This window comes from Streptomyces sp., assembly GCF_035645055.1.
Taxonomy (GTDB): domain Bacteria; phylum Actinomycetota; class Actinomycetes; order Streptomycetales; family Streptomycetaceae; genus Streptomyces.
In genome coordinates this window covers 21,722-35,830 of sequence record NZ_DASQNH010000098.1, presented here as the reverse complement: position 1 = coordinate 35,830, position 14,109 = coordinate 21,722, and the positions used below count along the sequence as shown (strand labels likewise).

The window sequence follows — 14,109 nt, the reverse complement described above, 5'->3', positions numbered from 1 at the left end:
CGATCCCCAACGTGCCCCTCTCGTCGGCCGGATATTCGGTCCGGGGCGTCAACTCCCTTGTGCGACGCATGAATCTACCCGCGCGTAGAGGTGTTTGTGCTCTTGTGAAGGGCATATACCGGTCACCGCGCAACCGCCCACGAAGGGAGCCGGCCGTGGACAACGACGTTGCCGCGGGAAGCACGGCCACGATCGCCGGGGGCGACTCGCTCTCGCTCGTGGTGTTCCCGCTCACCGCCGCGGGCGGGGGCCGGCCGGGGAAGGTGTCGTACGGGCTGCTCTTCGTGGCCCTGCTGCTTCTCGCCGTCGCCGCGTTCGCCGGGAGCGGCGGACTGGCCGAGGCGGGCGGCTGGTTCGGTGTCGTCGCCGGGGTGCTCGTCTGGTACGGGGCGACCGCGGCGACGGCCCACTGGCCGACGGCTCTTCCGCGGCGCGCCGCGGGCCGGGGTGTGACGGCTGCCGGCCAGCGGAGCGGGCCGGGGCGCGGGTGCCCCGGCGCTGTGAACGGACCCCCCGTGTCCGGGGCGACACGGGGGGTCCGTTCTCGTTCGGGGCCTCTGCGGGCGGGGTCCTACTCGACCGTCACCGACTTGGCCAGGTTGCGGGGCTTGTCGATGTCCCGGCCCAGGGCCAGGGCCGTGTGGTAGGCGAGGAGCTGGAGGGGGATGCCCATGAGGATCGGGTCCAGCTCGTCCTCGTTCTTGGGGACGACGATGGTCTGGTCGGCCTTCTCCTGCTCCTGGTGGGCGACCGCGAGGATCTTGCCGCTGCGGGCCTTGATCTCCTCCATCGCGGCCCGGTTCTTCTCCAGCAGGTCGTCGTCCGGGACGATGGCGACCGTCGGGAGGGCGGGCTCGATGAGCGCCAGCGGGCCGTGCTTCAGCTCGGAGGCCGGGTAGGCCTCGGCGTGGATGTAGGAGACCTCCTTGAGCTTCAGGGAGGCCTCGCGGGCGACCGGGTAGCCCCGGACGCGGCCGATGAAGAGCATCGAGCGGGCGTCGGCGTAGGCCTTGGCCAGCTTCTCGATCTCCGCCTCCTGCTCCATGATCTCGGAGATCTGGGCGGGCAGCTTGCGCAGGCCCTCGATGATCCGCTTGCCGTCACGCACGGACAGGTCGCGGGTGCGGCCGAGGTGCAGGGCGAGCAGGGCGAAGGCGACGCAGGTGTTGGTGAAGCACTTGGTGGACACCACGCACACCTCGGGGCCGGCGTGCACGTAGACGCCGCCGTCGGCCTCGCGGGCGATCGCCGAGCCGACGACGTTCACGACGCCGAGGACGCGGGCGCCCTTGCGCTTCAGCTCCTGGACGGCGGCCAGCACGTCGTACGTCTCGCCGGACTGGGAGACCGCGATGTACAGGGTGTCGGGGTCGACGACCGCGTTGCGGTAGCGGAACTCGGAGGCCGGCTCGGCGTCCGCGGGGATGCGGGCCAGCTCCTCGATCATCTGGGCGCCGATCATGCCGGCGTGGTACGAGGTGCCGCAGCCGAGGATCTTCACGCGGCGGATCCGGCGGGCCTCGCGGGCGTCCAGGTTGAGGCCGCCGAGGTGCACGGTGGAGAAGCGGTCGTCGATCCGGCCGCGCAGCACGCGGTCCACGGCGTCGGCCTGCTCGTGGATCTCCTTGTGCATGTAGGTGTCGTGGCCGCCCATGTCGTAGGAGGCGGCCTCCCACTCGACGGTGGTGGGCTCGGCCGTGGTCCGGGTGCCCTCCGTCGTGTAGGTGCGGAAGTCGTCGGCCTTCAGCGTGGCCATCTCGCCGTCGTCCAGCGTCACTATCTGCCGGGTGTGGGTGACCAGGGCGGCGATGTCCGAGGCGACGAACATCTCCTTCTCGCCGATGCCGAGGACGACCGGGGAGCCGTTGCGGGCGACGACGATGCGGTCCGGGAAGTCGGCGTGCAGGACGGCGATGCCGTAGGTGCCCTCGATGAGGCGGACGGTCTCGCGGACCTTGTCCTCCAGCTTCTCGGCCTGCGAGCGGGCGATCAGGTGGACCAGGACCTCGGTGTCGGTCTCGGAGAGGAACTCGACGCCGTCCGCCTCCAGCTTGCGGCGCAGGTCGGAGGCGTTGTCGATGATGCCGTTGTGGACGACGGCGACCTTGCCCTCGGCGTCCAGGTGCGGGTGGGCGTTCACGTCGGAGGGTGCGCCGTGGGTGGCCCAGCGGGTGTGGGCGATGCCGGTGGTGCCCTTGAAGCGCGCCGGGACCTTCGCCTCCAGGTCACGCACCCGGCCCTTGGCCTTGACCATCTTCAGGCCGGCGGCCTTGGGGGAGGTCACGACGATGCCGGCCGAGTCGTAGCCCCGGTACTCCAGGCGCTGGAGGCCTTCGAGGAGCAGCGGCGCGACGTCCCGCTTGCCGATGTATCCGACGATTCCGCACATATATAGGTATTCCTAGCCGTAGACGATCCGCCGCAGCTGCCGGAGCGTGAGCTCCGGCGGGGCCACGGCGCGATATTTGAGGTCCGCCTCGATCCGTTCGAAGATCGTCGCGTTGACCAGGCCCTGGGCCTGGAGCTCGCGATGGCGGCGACGGACGTACTCCTCGGTCGTCTCGTCGAAGAAGGCGAGCACGTCCTGGATCACGCGCAGTGCCTCGCCCCGGTTGAGGGCGGTGGACCGCGTCAGATGATCAACAAGTTCGTCGTGCACCCGGTAGATCCTGGAGTAAGGGACCGGGTTTTGCAACAATCCTGCCCGATTTCGGGCAGGGCCCGTGCGGCGGCTGTGGCGCCGCTCACTGCATCCGCTTCAGCACCGCCTGCTTGGCCGTCGTGAACTCGTCGTCCGTGAGGACCCCCGAGCGGTGCAGTTCGCCCAGTTCGCGCAGCCGGCGCAGGAGGGCGTCGTGATCGTCCTCGGAGGTGACGGGCCGCGGACCGGCGTCGGCGAGGGCGGGGGCCGACGGGTGCGGCAGGCGGGCCTGGACGGCCGCCGCGACCAGGGCCATCAGCGGATCCTTCTTGAAGCCCCACAGCTCGACCGCGTTCGGGTCGTACTTGGGCGGCTGCTTGGTGGGGGCGTTGCGCACGGTGAAGCGGAGGTAGCCGTTCTCCAGTCCGGCCGCCGGCTGCCACTCCACGGCCAGGATGTCCTCGACGGGCAGGGTGCGGGTGCCGGCGGCGGCCTTCGCGTCTTCCGTCTTCCAGTTCCACTCCAGCCGGACGTGCTCGCCGTCGAAGGCGGCGGTGGCGTCCCCGGCGGCGGCCGACAACGGGACCGACGGGCCCGGCAGCAGATACCCGGTGGCCGGCCCGGCCGGCACCCGCTCCAGCAGCAGGGCGTTGCGCACCTCGTCCGCGAGGTATTCGGCGACGCCGTACCGATCCGGCTCCACCACGAGCTGGTACGGGTCGTGCGGCTCGGTCAGCCGGCCGCCGGTGGCCTGGACGAGCGGGTCCGCGCCGTCGCGCAGCCTGAGGCGCAGCCGCCCGGACTTCTTGCCCTGCTCGAACGATATGCCCGCCAGCGCGCCCAGCGGCACGACGAGTTCACCGAGGGCCCGGCGCAAGAGGCTGACGGTCTTGTCCCGTCCGGGTGTGAGCCGCAGGGCGTCGCCGTCGAAGACCCAAGTGCCGTCCCTCTGAAGGATTTCCGCCATGAGGGGATTGTTTCACCGGTTCTGCCGGAGACGGATCTGCGGGAGAGTGTTCTGACCCAGGGTGGTCTATACCCATTCCGAAGGGAGCACGTGTGAGACGGCACAGACTGCACCTTCTCGGCTCGCTGCTGCTGGTCGCGGCGGCCGGTGTCTTCACCTCCGGCGCGGCCCCCCAGCCCGGCCACAAGCCCGCCTCCGCCGAGCCCAGGCCCCTCGGCCAGGTGATCCCGGCCCCCGCCTCGGTCACCCCGGGCGGCGTGCCGTACCGGATCACCGACGGCACCCGCATCCGCGTCGGAGACTCGCGCGAGGCCCGCCGGGTCGGCGAGTACCTCGCGGGCGTCCTGCGGCCCTCCACCGGCTACCGGCTGCCCGTCACCGAGCGGGGAGCGGGCGGCATCCGGCTCCGGCTCGCCCAGGGCCCGTACGGCGCCGAGGGATACCGCCTCGACAGCGGCCGCGGCGGCGTCACCATCACGGCAGCCGAGCCCGCCGGGCTCTTCCACGGTGTGCAGACCCTGCGTCAGCTGCTGCCCGCCGCGGTCGAGCGGGACACCGTCCAGCCCGGCCCCTGGCTGGTCGCCGGCGGCACCGTCCGGGACACCCCGCGCTACGCCTGGCGCGGCGCCATGCTCGACGTCTCCCGGCACTTCTTCACCGTCGACGAGGTCAAGCGGTACGTCGACCAGCTGGCCCTCTACAAGTTCAACAAGCTGCATCTGCACCTGAGCGACGACCAGGGCTGGCGCATCGCCGTCGACTCCTGGCCGCGCCTCGCCACCCACGGCGGCTCCACCGAGGTCGGCGGCGGCCCCGGCGGCTACTACACCAAGGCCGACTACAAGGAGATCGTCCGCTACGCCGCCTCCCGCCACCTTGAGGTCGTGCCCGAGATAGACATGCCCGGCCACACCAACGCGGCCCTCGCCTCCTACGCCGGCCTCAACTGCGACGGAGTGGCACCCCCGCTCTACACCGGCACCGACGTCGGCTTCAGCTCGCTGTGCGTCGGCAAGGAGGTCACGTACGACTTCGTCGACGACGTGATCCGGGAGCTGGCCGCCCTCACCCCCGGCCGCTATCTGCACATCGGCGGCGACGAGGCGCACTCCACCACCCACGCCGACTACGTGCGGTTCATGGACCGGGTGCAGCCGATCGTCGCGGAGTACGGCAAGACGGTCGTCGGCTGGCACCAGTTGACCGGCGCCACCCCGGCCAAGGGCGCGCTCGCCCAGTACTGGGGCCTGGACGGCACCGGAGCCGAGGAGAAGGCGCAGGTGGCGAAGGCCGCGCAGAGCGGGACGGGGATCGTCCTCTCGCCCGCGGACCGGATCTACCTCGACATGAAGTACGACCGCAGCACCCCGCTCGGCCTGTCCTGGGCCGGATACGTCGAGGTGAGGCGGGCCTACGACTGGGACCCGGGCACCTACCTGCCCGGCGTGCCGCAGGACGCCGTCCGGGGGGTCGAGGCGCCGCTGTGGACGGAGACGATCGAGAACTCCGCGCACATCGACTACATGGCCTTCCCCCGGCTGCCGGGCGTGGCCGAGCTGGGCTGGTCGCCGGCCGCCACGCACGACTGGGAGGCGTACAAGGTGCGGCTCGCGGCGCAGGGCCCGCGCTGGGAGGCGCTCGGTATCGGGTACCACCGCTCGCCGCAGGTGGCCTGGCCGGCGGCTGAGTGAATGCCGACGGGCGCCCCGGAGGACCGTACTCCGGGGCGCCCGCCAGGTCTTTCGCGGAAAACGGGTCGTGCGGGTCTTTCGGGTTTCTCGGGGCTCAGAACCCGGCGAGCGGGTTCTTCAGCGTGCCGACGAGCTGGAGCGCGCCGGACGGGTCCGCGAGGTCGACCATCTGCTTGTTGTCGCGCAGCTGGAGCCGGTTCAGGCAGGACAGCGCGAACTCGGGGGCGAAGATGTCGTACTGCGCGAACTTGTCCGCGAGTTCCGGCGTCGCCTCCTGGTACTCGCGGGTGACCTCCGCGACCGTGCGCCAGAAGTCGTCCTCCGCCAGGATCCCCTCGGTGGCGAGGTTCGCCGCGAGGAAGCGGAAGAAGCAGTCGAAGACGTCCGTGAAGATGGACAGCAGCTTCGTGTCCTCGGGGACTTCCACGCGGATCCGCCGGACCTCCGGCGGCAGCGCCGCGTCCGGGTCCATGACGGCGATCTCCTCGGCGATGTCCTTGTAGATCGCGCGGGCGACGACGCCGTCCTTCAGGACCAGGATCACGTTCTCGCCGTGCGGCATGAAGACCAGGTCGTAGGCGTAGAAGCTGTGCAGCAGCGGCGTGTAGTAGGCCCGCAGGTAGCGGCGCAGCCACTCGACCGGGGCCAGGCCCGAGCGGGCGATCAGCGCGCCCGCGAAGGAGGCGCCCGCGTGGTCGACGTGCAGCAGGGAGGCCATGGTCGCCAGGGACTCGCCGTCCTCCAGGGACGGCACCGGGCTCTCCCGCCACAGCGCGGCGAGCATCTTGCGGTACGGCGAGTAGCGGTCGGTGGCCTGCTCGTACTCCAGGTGCCGGTAGCCGACCGCGGCCCGCTCGCGGATGATCGTCAGGCCTGTTGACTTCAGGACCGGGTCGCCCTCGATCAGCTGGGCCAGCCAGTCGTTGATGGCGGGGGTGGCCTCCATGTAGGCGGCCGACAGCCCGCGCATGAAGCCCATGTTGATGACGGAGAGGGCCGTCTTCACGTAGTGCTTCTCGGGGCTGGTGCTGTTGAAGAAGGTGCGGATGGACTGCTGGGCCAGGTACTCGTCGTCGCCCTCGCCCAGGCACACCAGGTGCTGCCGGGCCACCTCGGCGGCGAAGGTGACGGTCAGCTTGTTCCACCACTGCCAGGGGTGGACGGGGATGAGGAGGTAGTCGGCCGGGTCCAGGCCCTTGTCGCGGAGGATGCCGTGGAAGCGGTCGACGGTCTCCTCGCCCAGCTCCCGCCGGAAGAAGTCCTCGTAGTCGATGCCGGCCCCGGCCGTGAAGGCGGCGCGGGAGCGGTGCGCGGCCAGCCAGACCAGGCGGACCGGGCTCGCGGTCTCCGGGGCGTACGACAGGTACTCGTGGATGCCGAAGCCGAGCCGCCCGTTGTTGGCGACGAAGCAGGGGTGGCCCTCGGTCATCCCCGTCTCGATCGCCTGGAAGCCGGCGGCGGCGAGTTCGGCGGAGGGGATCTGCGGCTTGGTGAGCTTGTAGCAGGTGCCGGAGAGGGTGGAGGAGATCTCCTCCAGGTAGACCGGCAGGATCTCGTCGCTGAGGCCGAGGGAGTCCTTCAGCTCGATGAAGAAGTCGAGCGCGGCGAGCGGCAGCTCGGCCCCGTCCCGGTGCCGGGTGATGGAGGCGGCGTCCACCTGCCAGTGGTCCAGGGCGCGGCGGACGGCACGGAAGCGGTACGAGGTCAGCTTGTCGTCGCTGCGGACGACGTACTCCTGTCCGTCCTCCTCCGGCGTGACCAGCCGCTCGTGCGCGAACTCGGCGAGCGCCTTGCGGATCAGCAGGCGGTTGGCCTGCTCCCAGCGCTCGGGGGAGAGGTGGGCGACGGTGCCGGCGAGGCTCATGCGGACACCTCCGGGGCGGCGGTGGCGGTGGCGGCGAGGAACTGCTCACGTGTGCAGAAGCTGAGCAGCGCGGTCTTCTCCGGCTTCTCGATCTCCCGCTCGGGGACGAACCCGACGGCCGCGTTCAGCGCGTGCACCGCCTTGTTGCGCACGTCCGGCTCGACGACGACCCGCCGGGTGGCCGGGTCCTCGAAGAGGTGGGCCATGACGGCGGTGATGACGGACCGGGTGAAGCCGTGCACCGGGGTGTCGGTCGGCGGGGTGAGGAAGTGCATGCCGACGTCCCCGGGCTGCGGCTCGTACAGGCCGACCAGCTCGCGGTGGGCCGGGTCGTACTTCTCCATCAGGAAGGCGGGCTCGCCGTCCGTCAGGCCCAGCAGGGCGTGGTGGTGCTCGTCGGCGGCTATCTCCATGTAGGCGCGCTCGACGTCCTCCAGCTTCGCGTCCTGCATCATCCAGAACGCGGCCTTGGGGTGGGTGACCCAGGCGTGCAGGAGTTCGGCGTCCCTCATCGGGTCGAGGGGGCGGAACGTGAAGGTCGTGCGGCTCATACGGCGAACTCCTGGAACGCGATCGTCTTCTCCACCGGGTAGTACTCGCTGCCGAGCAGCTCCCGGATGATGTAGCTGTTGCGGTAGGCGCCCATACCCAGGTCGGGGCTGGTGATGCTGTGGGTGTGGACGCCGGCGTTCTGCAGGAAGACGCCTCTGCCGGTGACGTCGATGGCGTAGTTGCGGCCGACGTCGAAGCCGCCCTGGGAGTCGTAGACCAGGCGGTCGCGGACCGGCTTCAGGAACTCGGGCTCGGCGTACTTGTAGCCGGTGGCGAGGATCAGGCCGTCCGAGGTCAGCTCGAAGTCCTTCTCCTGCTCCTCCTGGCGGAAGCCCAGGGTGTACGTGCCGTTGTCGTACGACGCGCTGGTCAGCGCCGAGTTGGTGAGCAGGCGGGTGGGGACCGGGCCGCCGAGGTTCTTCTGGTAGAGCAGGTCGAAGATCTCGTTGATCAGATCGCCGTCGATGCCCTTGAACAGGCCCTTCTGCTCCTGGGTCAGGCGGTAGCGGGTCCGCTCCGGCAGCGCCCGGAAGTAGTCGATGTACTCCGGGGAGGTCATCTCCAGCGTGAGCTTGGTGTACTCCAGCGGGAAGAACCGCGGGGAGCGGGTGACCCAGTTCAGCCGGTAGCCGTGGACGTCGATCTCGCTGAGCAGGTCGTAGTAGATCTCGGCGGCGGACTGGCCGGAGCCGACCAGCGTGATCGACTCCTTCTTCTGCAGCTCCGCCTTGGTCTGGACGTAGCGGGAGTTGTGGATGAAGTCGCCGCCCAGGCCCTGGCAGGGCTCGGGGACGTAGGGCGGGGTGCCGGTGCCGAGGACCAGGTGGCGGGCGCGGTACGTCTCACCGGCGGCGGTCCGCACCGCGTACAGCTCGTCGCCCTCGTCGTACGTCACCTCGGTGACCGTCGTGTTGAAGCGGACGTTGCCCAGCTTGTTCGCGGCCCAGCGGCAGTAGTCGTCGTACTCGACGCGCAGCGGGTAGAAGTTCTCGCGGATGTAGAACGAGTACAGCCGGCCCTTCTCCTTCAGGTAGTTCAGGAAGGAGAACGGCGAGGTCGGGTCGGCCAGGGTGACCAGGTCCGACATGAACGGCGTCTGGAGGTGGGCGCCGTCGAGGAACATGCCGGCGTGCCACTCGAAGTCGGGCTTCGAGTCCAGGAAGACGCCGTCGAGGGCGTCGATCGGCTCGGTGAGGCAGGCGAGGCCGAGGTTGAAGGGCCCGAGTCCGATCCCCACGAAGTCGTAGGTCTTGGTGGTGGATTCAGGAAGCGCGGTCAAGGGAGTCTCCCAGGTACTGCTCGGCGTGGCCGGCGATCAGGTCGAGGACGGCGGCGATGTCGGACGCCTTCGTCTCAGGGTTGAGCAGGGTGAACTTCAGGTAGTGGCGGCCGTTCACCTTGGTGCCCGCGACGATGGCCTCGCCGGAGGCGAACAGGGCCTTGCGGGCGTACAGGTTGGCGCGGTCGATCTCGGCCGGGTCGGTGACGGCGGCCGGGATGTAGCGGAAGACCAGGGTGGACAGGCTGGGCGCTACGACGACGTCGTAGCGCGGGTCGGCGGCCAGCAGCTTCCAGCCCTCCCGCGCGAGGTCGCAGACCTCGTCGAAGAGCTGCCCTATGCCGTCGGCGCCCATCACCCGCAGGGTGACCCAGAGCTTGAGGGCGTCGAAGCGGCGGGTGGTCTGGAGGGACTTGTCCACCTGGTTGGGGATACGTTCCTGCACCATCCGGCGCGGGTTCAGGTACTCCGCGTGGTAGGTGGCGTGCCGCAGCGTGGTGGCGTCCTTCACCAGCAGCGCGGAGGAACTCACCGGCTGGAAGAAGGACTTGTGGTAGTCGACGGTGACCGAGTCGGCCCGCTCGATGCCGTCCAGCAGGGCACGGCGGGCGAGCGAGGTGAGCAGGCCGCAGCCGTAGGCGGCGTCGACGTGCATCCAGGTGCCGTACTGCGCGCACAGCTCGGCGACCTCGGGGAGCGGGTCGATCGAGCCGAAGTCGGTGGTGCCGGCGGTGGCGACGACGGCCATGGGGACGAGGCCGTCCTTCACGCAGCGCTCCAGCTCGTGGGCGAGCGCGACCGTCTGCATCCGCTTCTCGTGGTCGACGGGGATCGACACGACGGCGTCCTGGCCGAGGCCGAGCAGCTTCGCCGACTTCTTCACGCTGAAGTGACTGACCTCGGAGGCGAAGATGCGCAGTTTGCCCAGGTCCGGGCCGCCGTCCCACCCTGTCCGCCCCGGCTTGGCCTCCTCGCGGGCCAGCAGCAGCGCCTGGAGGTTGGACTGGCTGCCGCCGGAGGTGAAGACACCGTCGGCGTTCTCGCCGAGCCCGATGCGGGCGGCGGTCCAGTCGATGAGCTTGCGCTCGATGAGGGTGCCGCCGGCCGACTGGTCCCAGGTGTCCAGGGAGGAGTTGACGGCGGAGAGGATCGCTTCGCCGAGCACCGCCGGGATGACGACCGGGCAGTTGAGGTGGGCGAGGTAGCGGGGGTGATGGAAGTAGATCGCGTCGCGGAGGTAGACGTCCTCCAGCTCGTCGAGGACCGCCGCGCTGTCGTGCAGCGGCCGGTCGAGGTCGATCTGCTCGATGGTGGGGGCCAGGTCGTCGACCGTGACGCCGGTGAACGGGCGCTGCGTGGTGGCGAGTTTGGCGGCCACCCGCTCTACTCCTTCGGTCACGGTGCGGCGATACTGCTCCGCGGTCGTGTCATTGAGCAGGTGCGAGCGCATGTGGAGGTCCTCCGGTGGGGACTGGCCGTGCGGACGAAAAGGCGGCCGGGGCGGGGCCGGGGCTCCGGCTTACGAAGGTTAGCCTAGCCTAAGTTGATCGGGTCAAGTGCCCGGCCCCGGTAACCTCCGTCACCCCGCGGAGGCTTACTCCCCCTGCTCCCGCAACTGCTCCTCGGTGAACCCGCGACGCCAGTAGCCCACGAAGGTGACCTGACGCCGGTCGAAGCCGCGCTCCCCCACGAAATGCCGGCGCAGCGCCTTCACCGAACCCGACTCGCCCGCGATCCAGACGTACGGGCACTCGGCGGGCGGCAGCCGGGCGTCGCGCAGGGCGCTCAGGGCCATGGGGGAGTCCTGGACGCGGTCATGGCCCTGGATCAGCCAGGTCACCTCGGCGTCCGCCTCGGTCGCCAGGTCCAGCACGTTCCCGGCATCCCGTACCTCCAGCCAGACCCGCGCCCGCTGACCGGCCGGCAGCGACTCCAGGATCGCGGCGACCGCCGGAAGTGCGGTCTCGTCACCCCACAGCACCACCAGATCGGTGCCCTGCGGCGGCCGGAACCGGATCGCCCGGTTGTCCGCGACCGCCGGTCCGAGCAGCAGTACCCGATCCCCGGCCATGGCCCTGGCCGCCCACCGGGACGCGGGCCCGGCGGGAACGGCGGCACCTTCCTCGACGCCGTGCAGCACGAAGTCGATGTCGATCTCGTCGGGGTCGCGGCGCACGGAGCGCAGGGTGTACGAACGCATCACCGCCCGGACGTCGTCCGGCAGCGCCATCCACCCCCTCCACCAGTCCTCGCCCAGTTCGACGGGCACGACCGGCGCGTCCTGCCCCGGCTGCGGCAGAAAGAGCGACAGCGACTGGTCACACCCGTCGGAGCGGAACCCGGCGAGATCGTCCCCCGCGAAGGAGACCCGGAGCAGAGACGGCCCGAGCCGCTCCGTCCGCACGACCTGGAGAGAGAAGAACCGGAAGGGCGCGGCTACGGCCGTGGACATGGAGTCTCCTGAGATTTTCATCAGGGGATGAGCTGCCCCGCCTGGAGGGGCGCGGGGAACTGCGCGACCAGCCGCAACCGGCCCGCAGCCGCCCGCGATACATCAGCCCACCCCTTCAGTCGGCGAGCTTCAGCTGACCTTCTTCGCGTTCTCGATCGCCTCGGCGAGGTTCGTGAGAAGCGGCGTGCACTTGCTGTACGACAGAATCGGCTCCGGCGACCGGGCGATGACCTGCCCCGCCTTCACCGCGGGCAGCTTCTTCCAGGTGGCCTCGGTGATCACCGAAGGCTGAAGCGCCTGCGCCCGGTCGTCCATCATGATGATGTCCGCACCGTACTTGTCGACGTTCTCCCAGCTCAGCGCCTCGAACCAACCGCCGCCACCGTTCGCGGCCTTGGCCTTCTCCGACGGCTCGATGAAGTTCACGCCGAGCGCCTTGAAGTACTCCAGGTCGATGGAGAGGTTGGTGCCGGAGACGTAGAACAGCTCCGCGCTCGCCGACCCGGCCATCACCTTGATCTCGGGACGGGCCTTGGCGGCCTTGCGCAGCCGCTCCGCCGCCGCCTCGAACTCCTGCTTCGCCTTGACGGCCTTGTCGGCCTTCAGGTCCGCGCCCAGCGACTCCGCCAGCGCCCACATGCGCTCCAGCGGCTGGGTGAGCTGACGGTCGTAGACGGAGACGGCGACGCTCGGGGCGAGCTTGGCGATCTTGTCCTTGGACTCCTCGGGGATGTACCAGAGGGTGCCGGCGTCGTCGAACATGGTGGTGATGAGGACCTCGGGGGCGAGCGCCGCGTACTTCTCGACGCTGAACTGGCCCCAGACGTTGCCGAGGATCTCGACCTTGCTGATGTCCATGTCACCGGCCTGGACGTCCGGCTTGCCGTCCTGGGTCTTGGTCGGGCCGAAGACGCCCTTGACCTGGATGCCGTAGTCGTACAGCGCGGCGGCCACACCGGTGAAGGCGACGATGTTCGCGGGAACCTTGTCGAGCTTCACGGTCGTGCCGCGGTCGTCCTTGAAGGTCCAGGGGCCGGAGGCCTTCGCGGCACCCGTCGCGTCCGAGCCACCGCTTTTCGTGTCTTCGTCACCGCAGGCGGCGAGGACGGCACCGAGGCCGAGGGCACCGCCGGCGGCGAGGATCCCGCGGCGGGTGAGGTTCGTGGCACGGGCGTTGGACATGAGTGTGGCTGCTTTCGAACAGGGCGGAGGGCCCGCCGGACAATTCGAAGGTAGGTTAGCCTAACCTCAGATCTTGTCCAGGGGTGGGAGCCCTGGTTTCCAGGCCGTGAACGGAGGGCGTCCGGGCGCCGCTCGCAACGTCTGTGCCCGGGCGGGGAGTTGGCCGGGACGCCGGTCCGGAAGATGATCAGGATCACTCGGGCCCCACCGGCGCAGGAGCGCCCCCACCGGGTCGCGTGCCGAACCGGCGGGGGCGCGGAGGCCGCCGCGGGGCCCCGGAGACCGCTGCGGGGCGGGGAAAGCCGCTCCGGGCGGGGCGTCAGCTCACCAGGCCCAGCTCCCGGGCGATCAGCATGCGCTGCACCTCGCTCGTGCCCTCGCCGATCTCCAGGATCTTCGAGTCCCGCCACATCCGGGCCACCGGGTACTCGTTCATGAAGCCGTAGCCGCCGTGGATCTGGGTGGCGTCCCGGGCGTTGTCGACGGCGACGGTCGACGAGTACAGCTTCGCCAGGGCCGCCTCCTTCTTGAACGGCTCCCCGGCGACCAGCCGGGACGCCGCGTCCCGCCAGGCGAGCCGGGCGGTGTGCGCCTTCATCTCCATGTCGGCGATCTTGAACTGGATCGCCTGGTTCGCCCCGATCGGGCGGCCGAAGGCGTGCCGTTCCTTCGCATAGCGCACCGACTCGTCCACACAGCCCTGCGCCAGCCCCGTCGCCAGCGCCGCGATGGCGATCCGGCCCTCGTCGAGGATCCGCAGGAACTGCGCGTACCCACGGCCCTCCTCGCCCAGCAGGTTCTCCGCCGGCACCCGGACGTCCGCGAAGGACAGCTCACGGGTGTCGGAGGCGTTCCAGCCGACCTTGGAGTAGGGGGCGGCGACGGTGAAGCCCGGGGTGCCGGAGGGCACGATGATCGCGGAGATCTGCGGCCTGCCGTCCGGCTTGCGGCCGGTGACCGCGGTGACCGTGACCAGGCCCGTGATGTCGGTGCCGGAGTTGGTGATGAAGCACTTGGTGCCGTTGATCACCCACTCGCCGGTCGCCGGGTCCTTGCGCGCGGTCGTCCGGGTCGCCCCGGCGTCGCTGCCGCCGTCCGGCTCCGTCAGCCCGAAGGCGCCCAGCACCTCCCCGGAGCACAGCCGGGGCAGCCACTGCCGCTTCTGCTCCTCGGTGCCGAACAGATGGATCGGCATCGCGCCCAGCGAGACGCCCGCCTCCAGGGTGATGGCGACCGAGGAGTCGACCCGGGCCAGCTCCTCCAGCGCGATGCCCAGTGCCAGATAGTCGCCGCCCATGCCGCCGTACTCCTCCGGGAACGGCAGTCCGAACAGGCCCATCCGGCCCATCTCGCGGACGATCTCGTACGGGAACTCATGCCGTTCGTAGTAGTCGCCGATCTTCGGGGCCACCACGTCGTGCGCGAACTCCTCCACGGTGCGGCGGAGTTCATCCAGCTCGGGGGAGAGACGGTGGTCCATC

The 14,109-nt window shown here is 70.1% G+C and carries 12 protein-coding genes; 2 read left to right on the top strand and 10 right to left on the bottom strand.

Annotation, left to right across the window (positions count from 1 at the left end; translation table 11 throughout):
- Nucleotides 1-68 precede the first annotated feature (68 nt).
- Nucleotides 69-647, top strand: coding sequence for a GPR1/FUN34/YaaH family transporter (locus VE614_RS33815; protein ID WP_414719679.1), 579 nt, complete (start codon nt 69-71; stop codon nt 645-647).
- On the opposite strand, the gene glmS is transcribed toward VE614_RS33815, so the two are convergent.
- The 3 genes from glmS to VE614_RS31530 all read right to left on the bottom strand — a co-directional run bounded on the left by glmS (nt 572) and on the right by VE614_RS31530 (nt 3,608).
- Complete coding sequence (glmS, locus tag VE614_RS31540) at nt 572-2,389, bottom strand: glutamine--fructose-6-phosphate transaminase (isomerizing) (protein ID WP_043501082.1); 1,818 nt, start codon at nt 2,387-2,389, stop codon at nt 572-574. The genes VE614_RS33815 and glmS overlap by 76 nt on opposite strands.
- A gap of 12 nt (nt 2,390-2,401) precedes the next feature.
- The gene (locus VE614_RS31535; protein WP_086167605.1) at nt 2,402-2,659 is read right to left on the bottom strand and encodes a hypothetical protein; all 258 of its coding nucleotides are present in this window, start codon (nt 2,657-2,659) and stop codon (nt 2,402-2,404) included.
- An 85-nt stretch (nt 2,660-2,744) separates the two neighbouring features.
- The gene (locus VE614_RS31530) at nt 2,745-3,608 is read right to left on the bottom strand and encodes a DUF4429 domain-containing protein (RefSeq protein ID WP_324945045.1); all 864 of its coding nucleotides are present in this window, start codon (nt 3,606-3,608) and stop codon (nt 2,745-2,747) included.
- A gap of 92 nt (nt 3,609-3,700) precedes the next feature.
- Here VE614_RS31530 and VE614_RS31525 point away from each other — a divergent pair, with 92 nt between their 5' ends.
- On the top strand, nt 3,701-5,299 hold the full coding sequence (locus VE614_RS31525) for a beta-N-acetylhexosaminidase (protein ID WP_324945041.1): 1,599 nt from the start codon (nt 3,701-3,703) through the stop codon (nt 5,297-5,299).
- A 94-nt stretch (nt 5,300-5,393) separates the two neighbouring features.
- Here the strand turns inward: VE614_RS31525 and VE614_RS31520 are convergent, their stop codons facing one another.
- From VE614_RS31520 to VE614_RS31490, 7 genes are all read right to left on the bottom strand, one after another.
- A complete protein-coding gene (locus VE614_RS31520; protein WP_324945038.1) occupies nt 5,394-7,163 on the bottom strand; it encodes an IucA/IucC family siderophore biosynthesis protein in 1,770 nt (589 codons plus the stop codon).
- Nucleotides 7,160-7,714: a GNAT family N-acetyltransferase gene (locus tag VE614_RS31515; protein ID WP_324945035.1), complete on the bottom strand. Its 555-nt coding sequence runs from the start codon at nt 7,712-7,714 to the stop codon at nt 7,160-7,162. The genes VE614_RS31520 and VE614_RS31515 overlap by 4 nt, the downstream gene beginning before the upstream one ends.
- Complete coding sequence (locus VE614_RS31510; protein ID WP_324945033.1) at nt 7,711-8,994, bottom strand: lysine N(6)-hydroxylase/L-ornithine N(5)-oxygenase family protein; 1,284 nt, start codon at nt 8,992-8,994, stop codon at nt 7,711-7,713. Before VE614_RS31510 ends, VE614_RS31515 begins: the two co-directional genes overlap by 4 nt.
- Nucleotides 8,978-10,444: a lysine decarboxylase DesA gene (desA, locus tag VE614_RS31505; protein ID WP_324945030.1), complete on the bottom strand. Its 1,467-nt coding sequence runs from the start codon at nt 10,442-10,444 to the stop codon at nt 8,978-8,980. The genes VE614_RS31510 and desA overlap by 17 nt, the downstream gene beginning before the upstream one ends.
- Before the next feature lie 144 nt (nt 10,445-10,588).
- On the bottom strand, nt 10,589-11,446 hold the full coding sequence (locus VE614_RS31500) for a siderophore-interacting protein (RefSeq protein ID WP_324945028.1): 858 nt from the start codon (nt 11,444-11,446) through the stop codon (nt 10,589-10,591).
- Between the two features lie 129 nt (nt 11,447-11,575).
- Nucleotides 11,576-12,628 carry an ABC transporter substrate-binding protein gene (locus VE614_RS31495; protein WP_324945025.1) on the bottom strand — a complete coding sequence of 351 codons (1,053 nt, stop codon included), beginning with the start codon at nt 12,626-12,628 and terminating at the stop codon, nt 11,576-11,578.
- A gap of 319 nt (nt 12,629-12,947) precedes the next feature.
- Nucleotides 12,948-14,108: an acyl-CoA dehydrogenase family protein gene (locus VE614_RS31490; RefSeq protein ID WP_324945022.1), complete on the bottom strand. Its 1,161-nt coding sequence runs from the start codon at nt 14,106-14,108 to the stop codon at nt 12,948-12,950.
- Between the last annotated feature and the right edge of the window lies 1 nt (nt 14,109).

What these genes read in the sequence shown, in the direction of transcription:
- VE614_RS33815 (WP_414719679.1), top strand. Translation starts at nt 69, where the DNA reads ATGAATCTACCCGCGCGTAGAGGTGTTTGTGCTCTTGTGAAGGGCATA.
- glmS (WP_043501082.1), bottom strand. Translation starts at nt 2,389, where the DNA reads ATGTGCGGAATCGTCGGATACATCGGCAAGCGGGACGTCGCGCCGCTG.
- VE614_RS31530 (WP_324945045.1), bottom strand. Translation starts at nt 3,608, where the DNA reads ATGGCGGAAATCCTTCAGAGGGACGGCACTTGGGTCTTCGACGGCGAC.
- VE614_RS31520 (WP_324945038.1), bottom strand. Translation starts at nt 7,163, where the DNA reads ATGAGCCTCGCCGGCACCGTCGCCCACCTCTCCCCCGAGCGCTGGGAG.
- VE614_RS31515 (WP_324945035.1), bottom strand. Translation starts at nt 7,714, where the DNA reads ATGAGCCGCACGACCTTCACGTTCCGCCCCCTCGACCCGATGAGGGAC.
- desA (WP_324945030.1), bottom strand. Translation starts at nt 10,444, where the DNA reads ATGCGCTCGCACCTGCTCAATGACACGACCGCGGAGCAGTATCGCCGC.
- VE614_RS31500 (WP_324945028.1), bottom strand. Translation starts at nt 11,446, where the DNA reads ATGTCCACGGCCGTAGCCGCGCCCTTCCGGTTCTTCTCTCTCCAGGTC.
- VE614_RS31495 (WP_324945025.1), bottom strand. Translation starts at nt 12,628, where the DNA reads ATGTCCAACGCCCGTGCCACGAACCTCACCCGCCGCGGGATCCTCGCC.
- VE614_RS31490 (WP_324945022.1), bottom strand. Translation starts at nt 14,108, where the DNA reads ATGGACCACCGTCTCTCCCCCGAGCTGGATGAACTCCGCCGCACCGTG.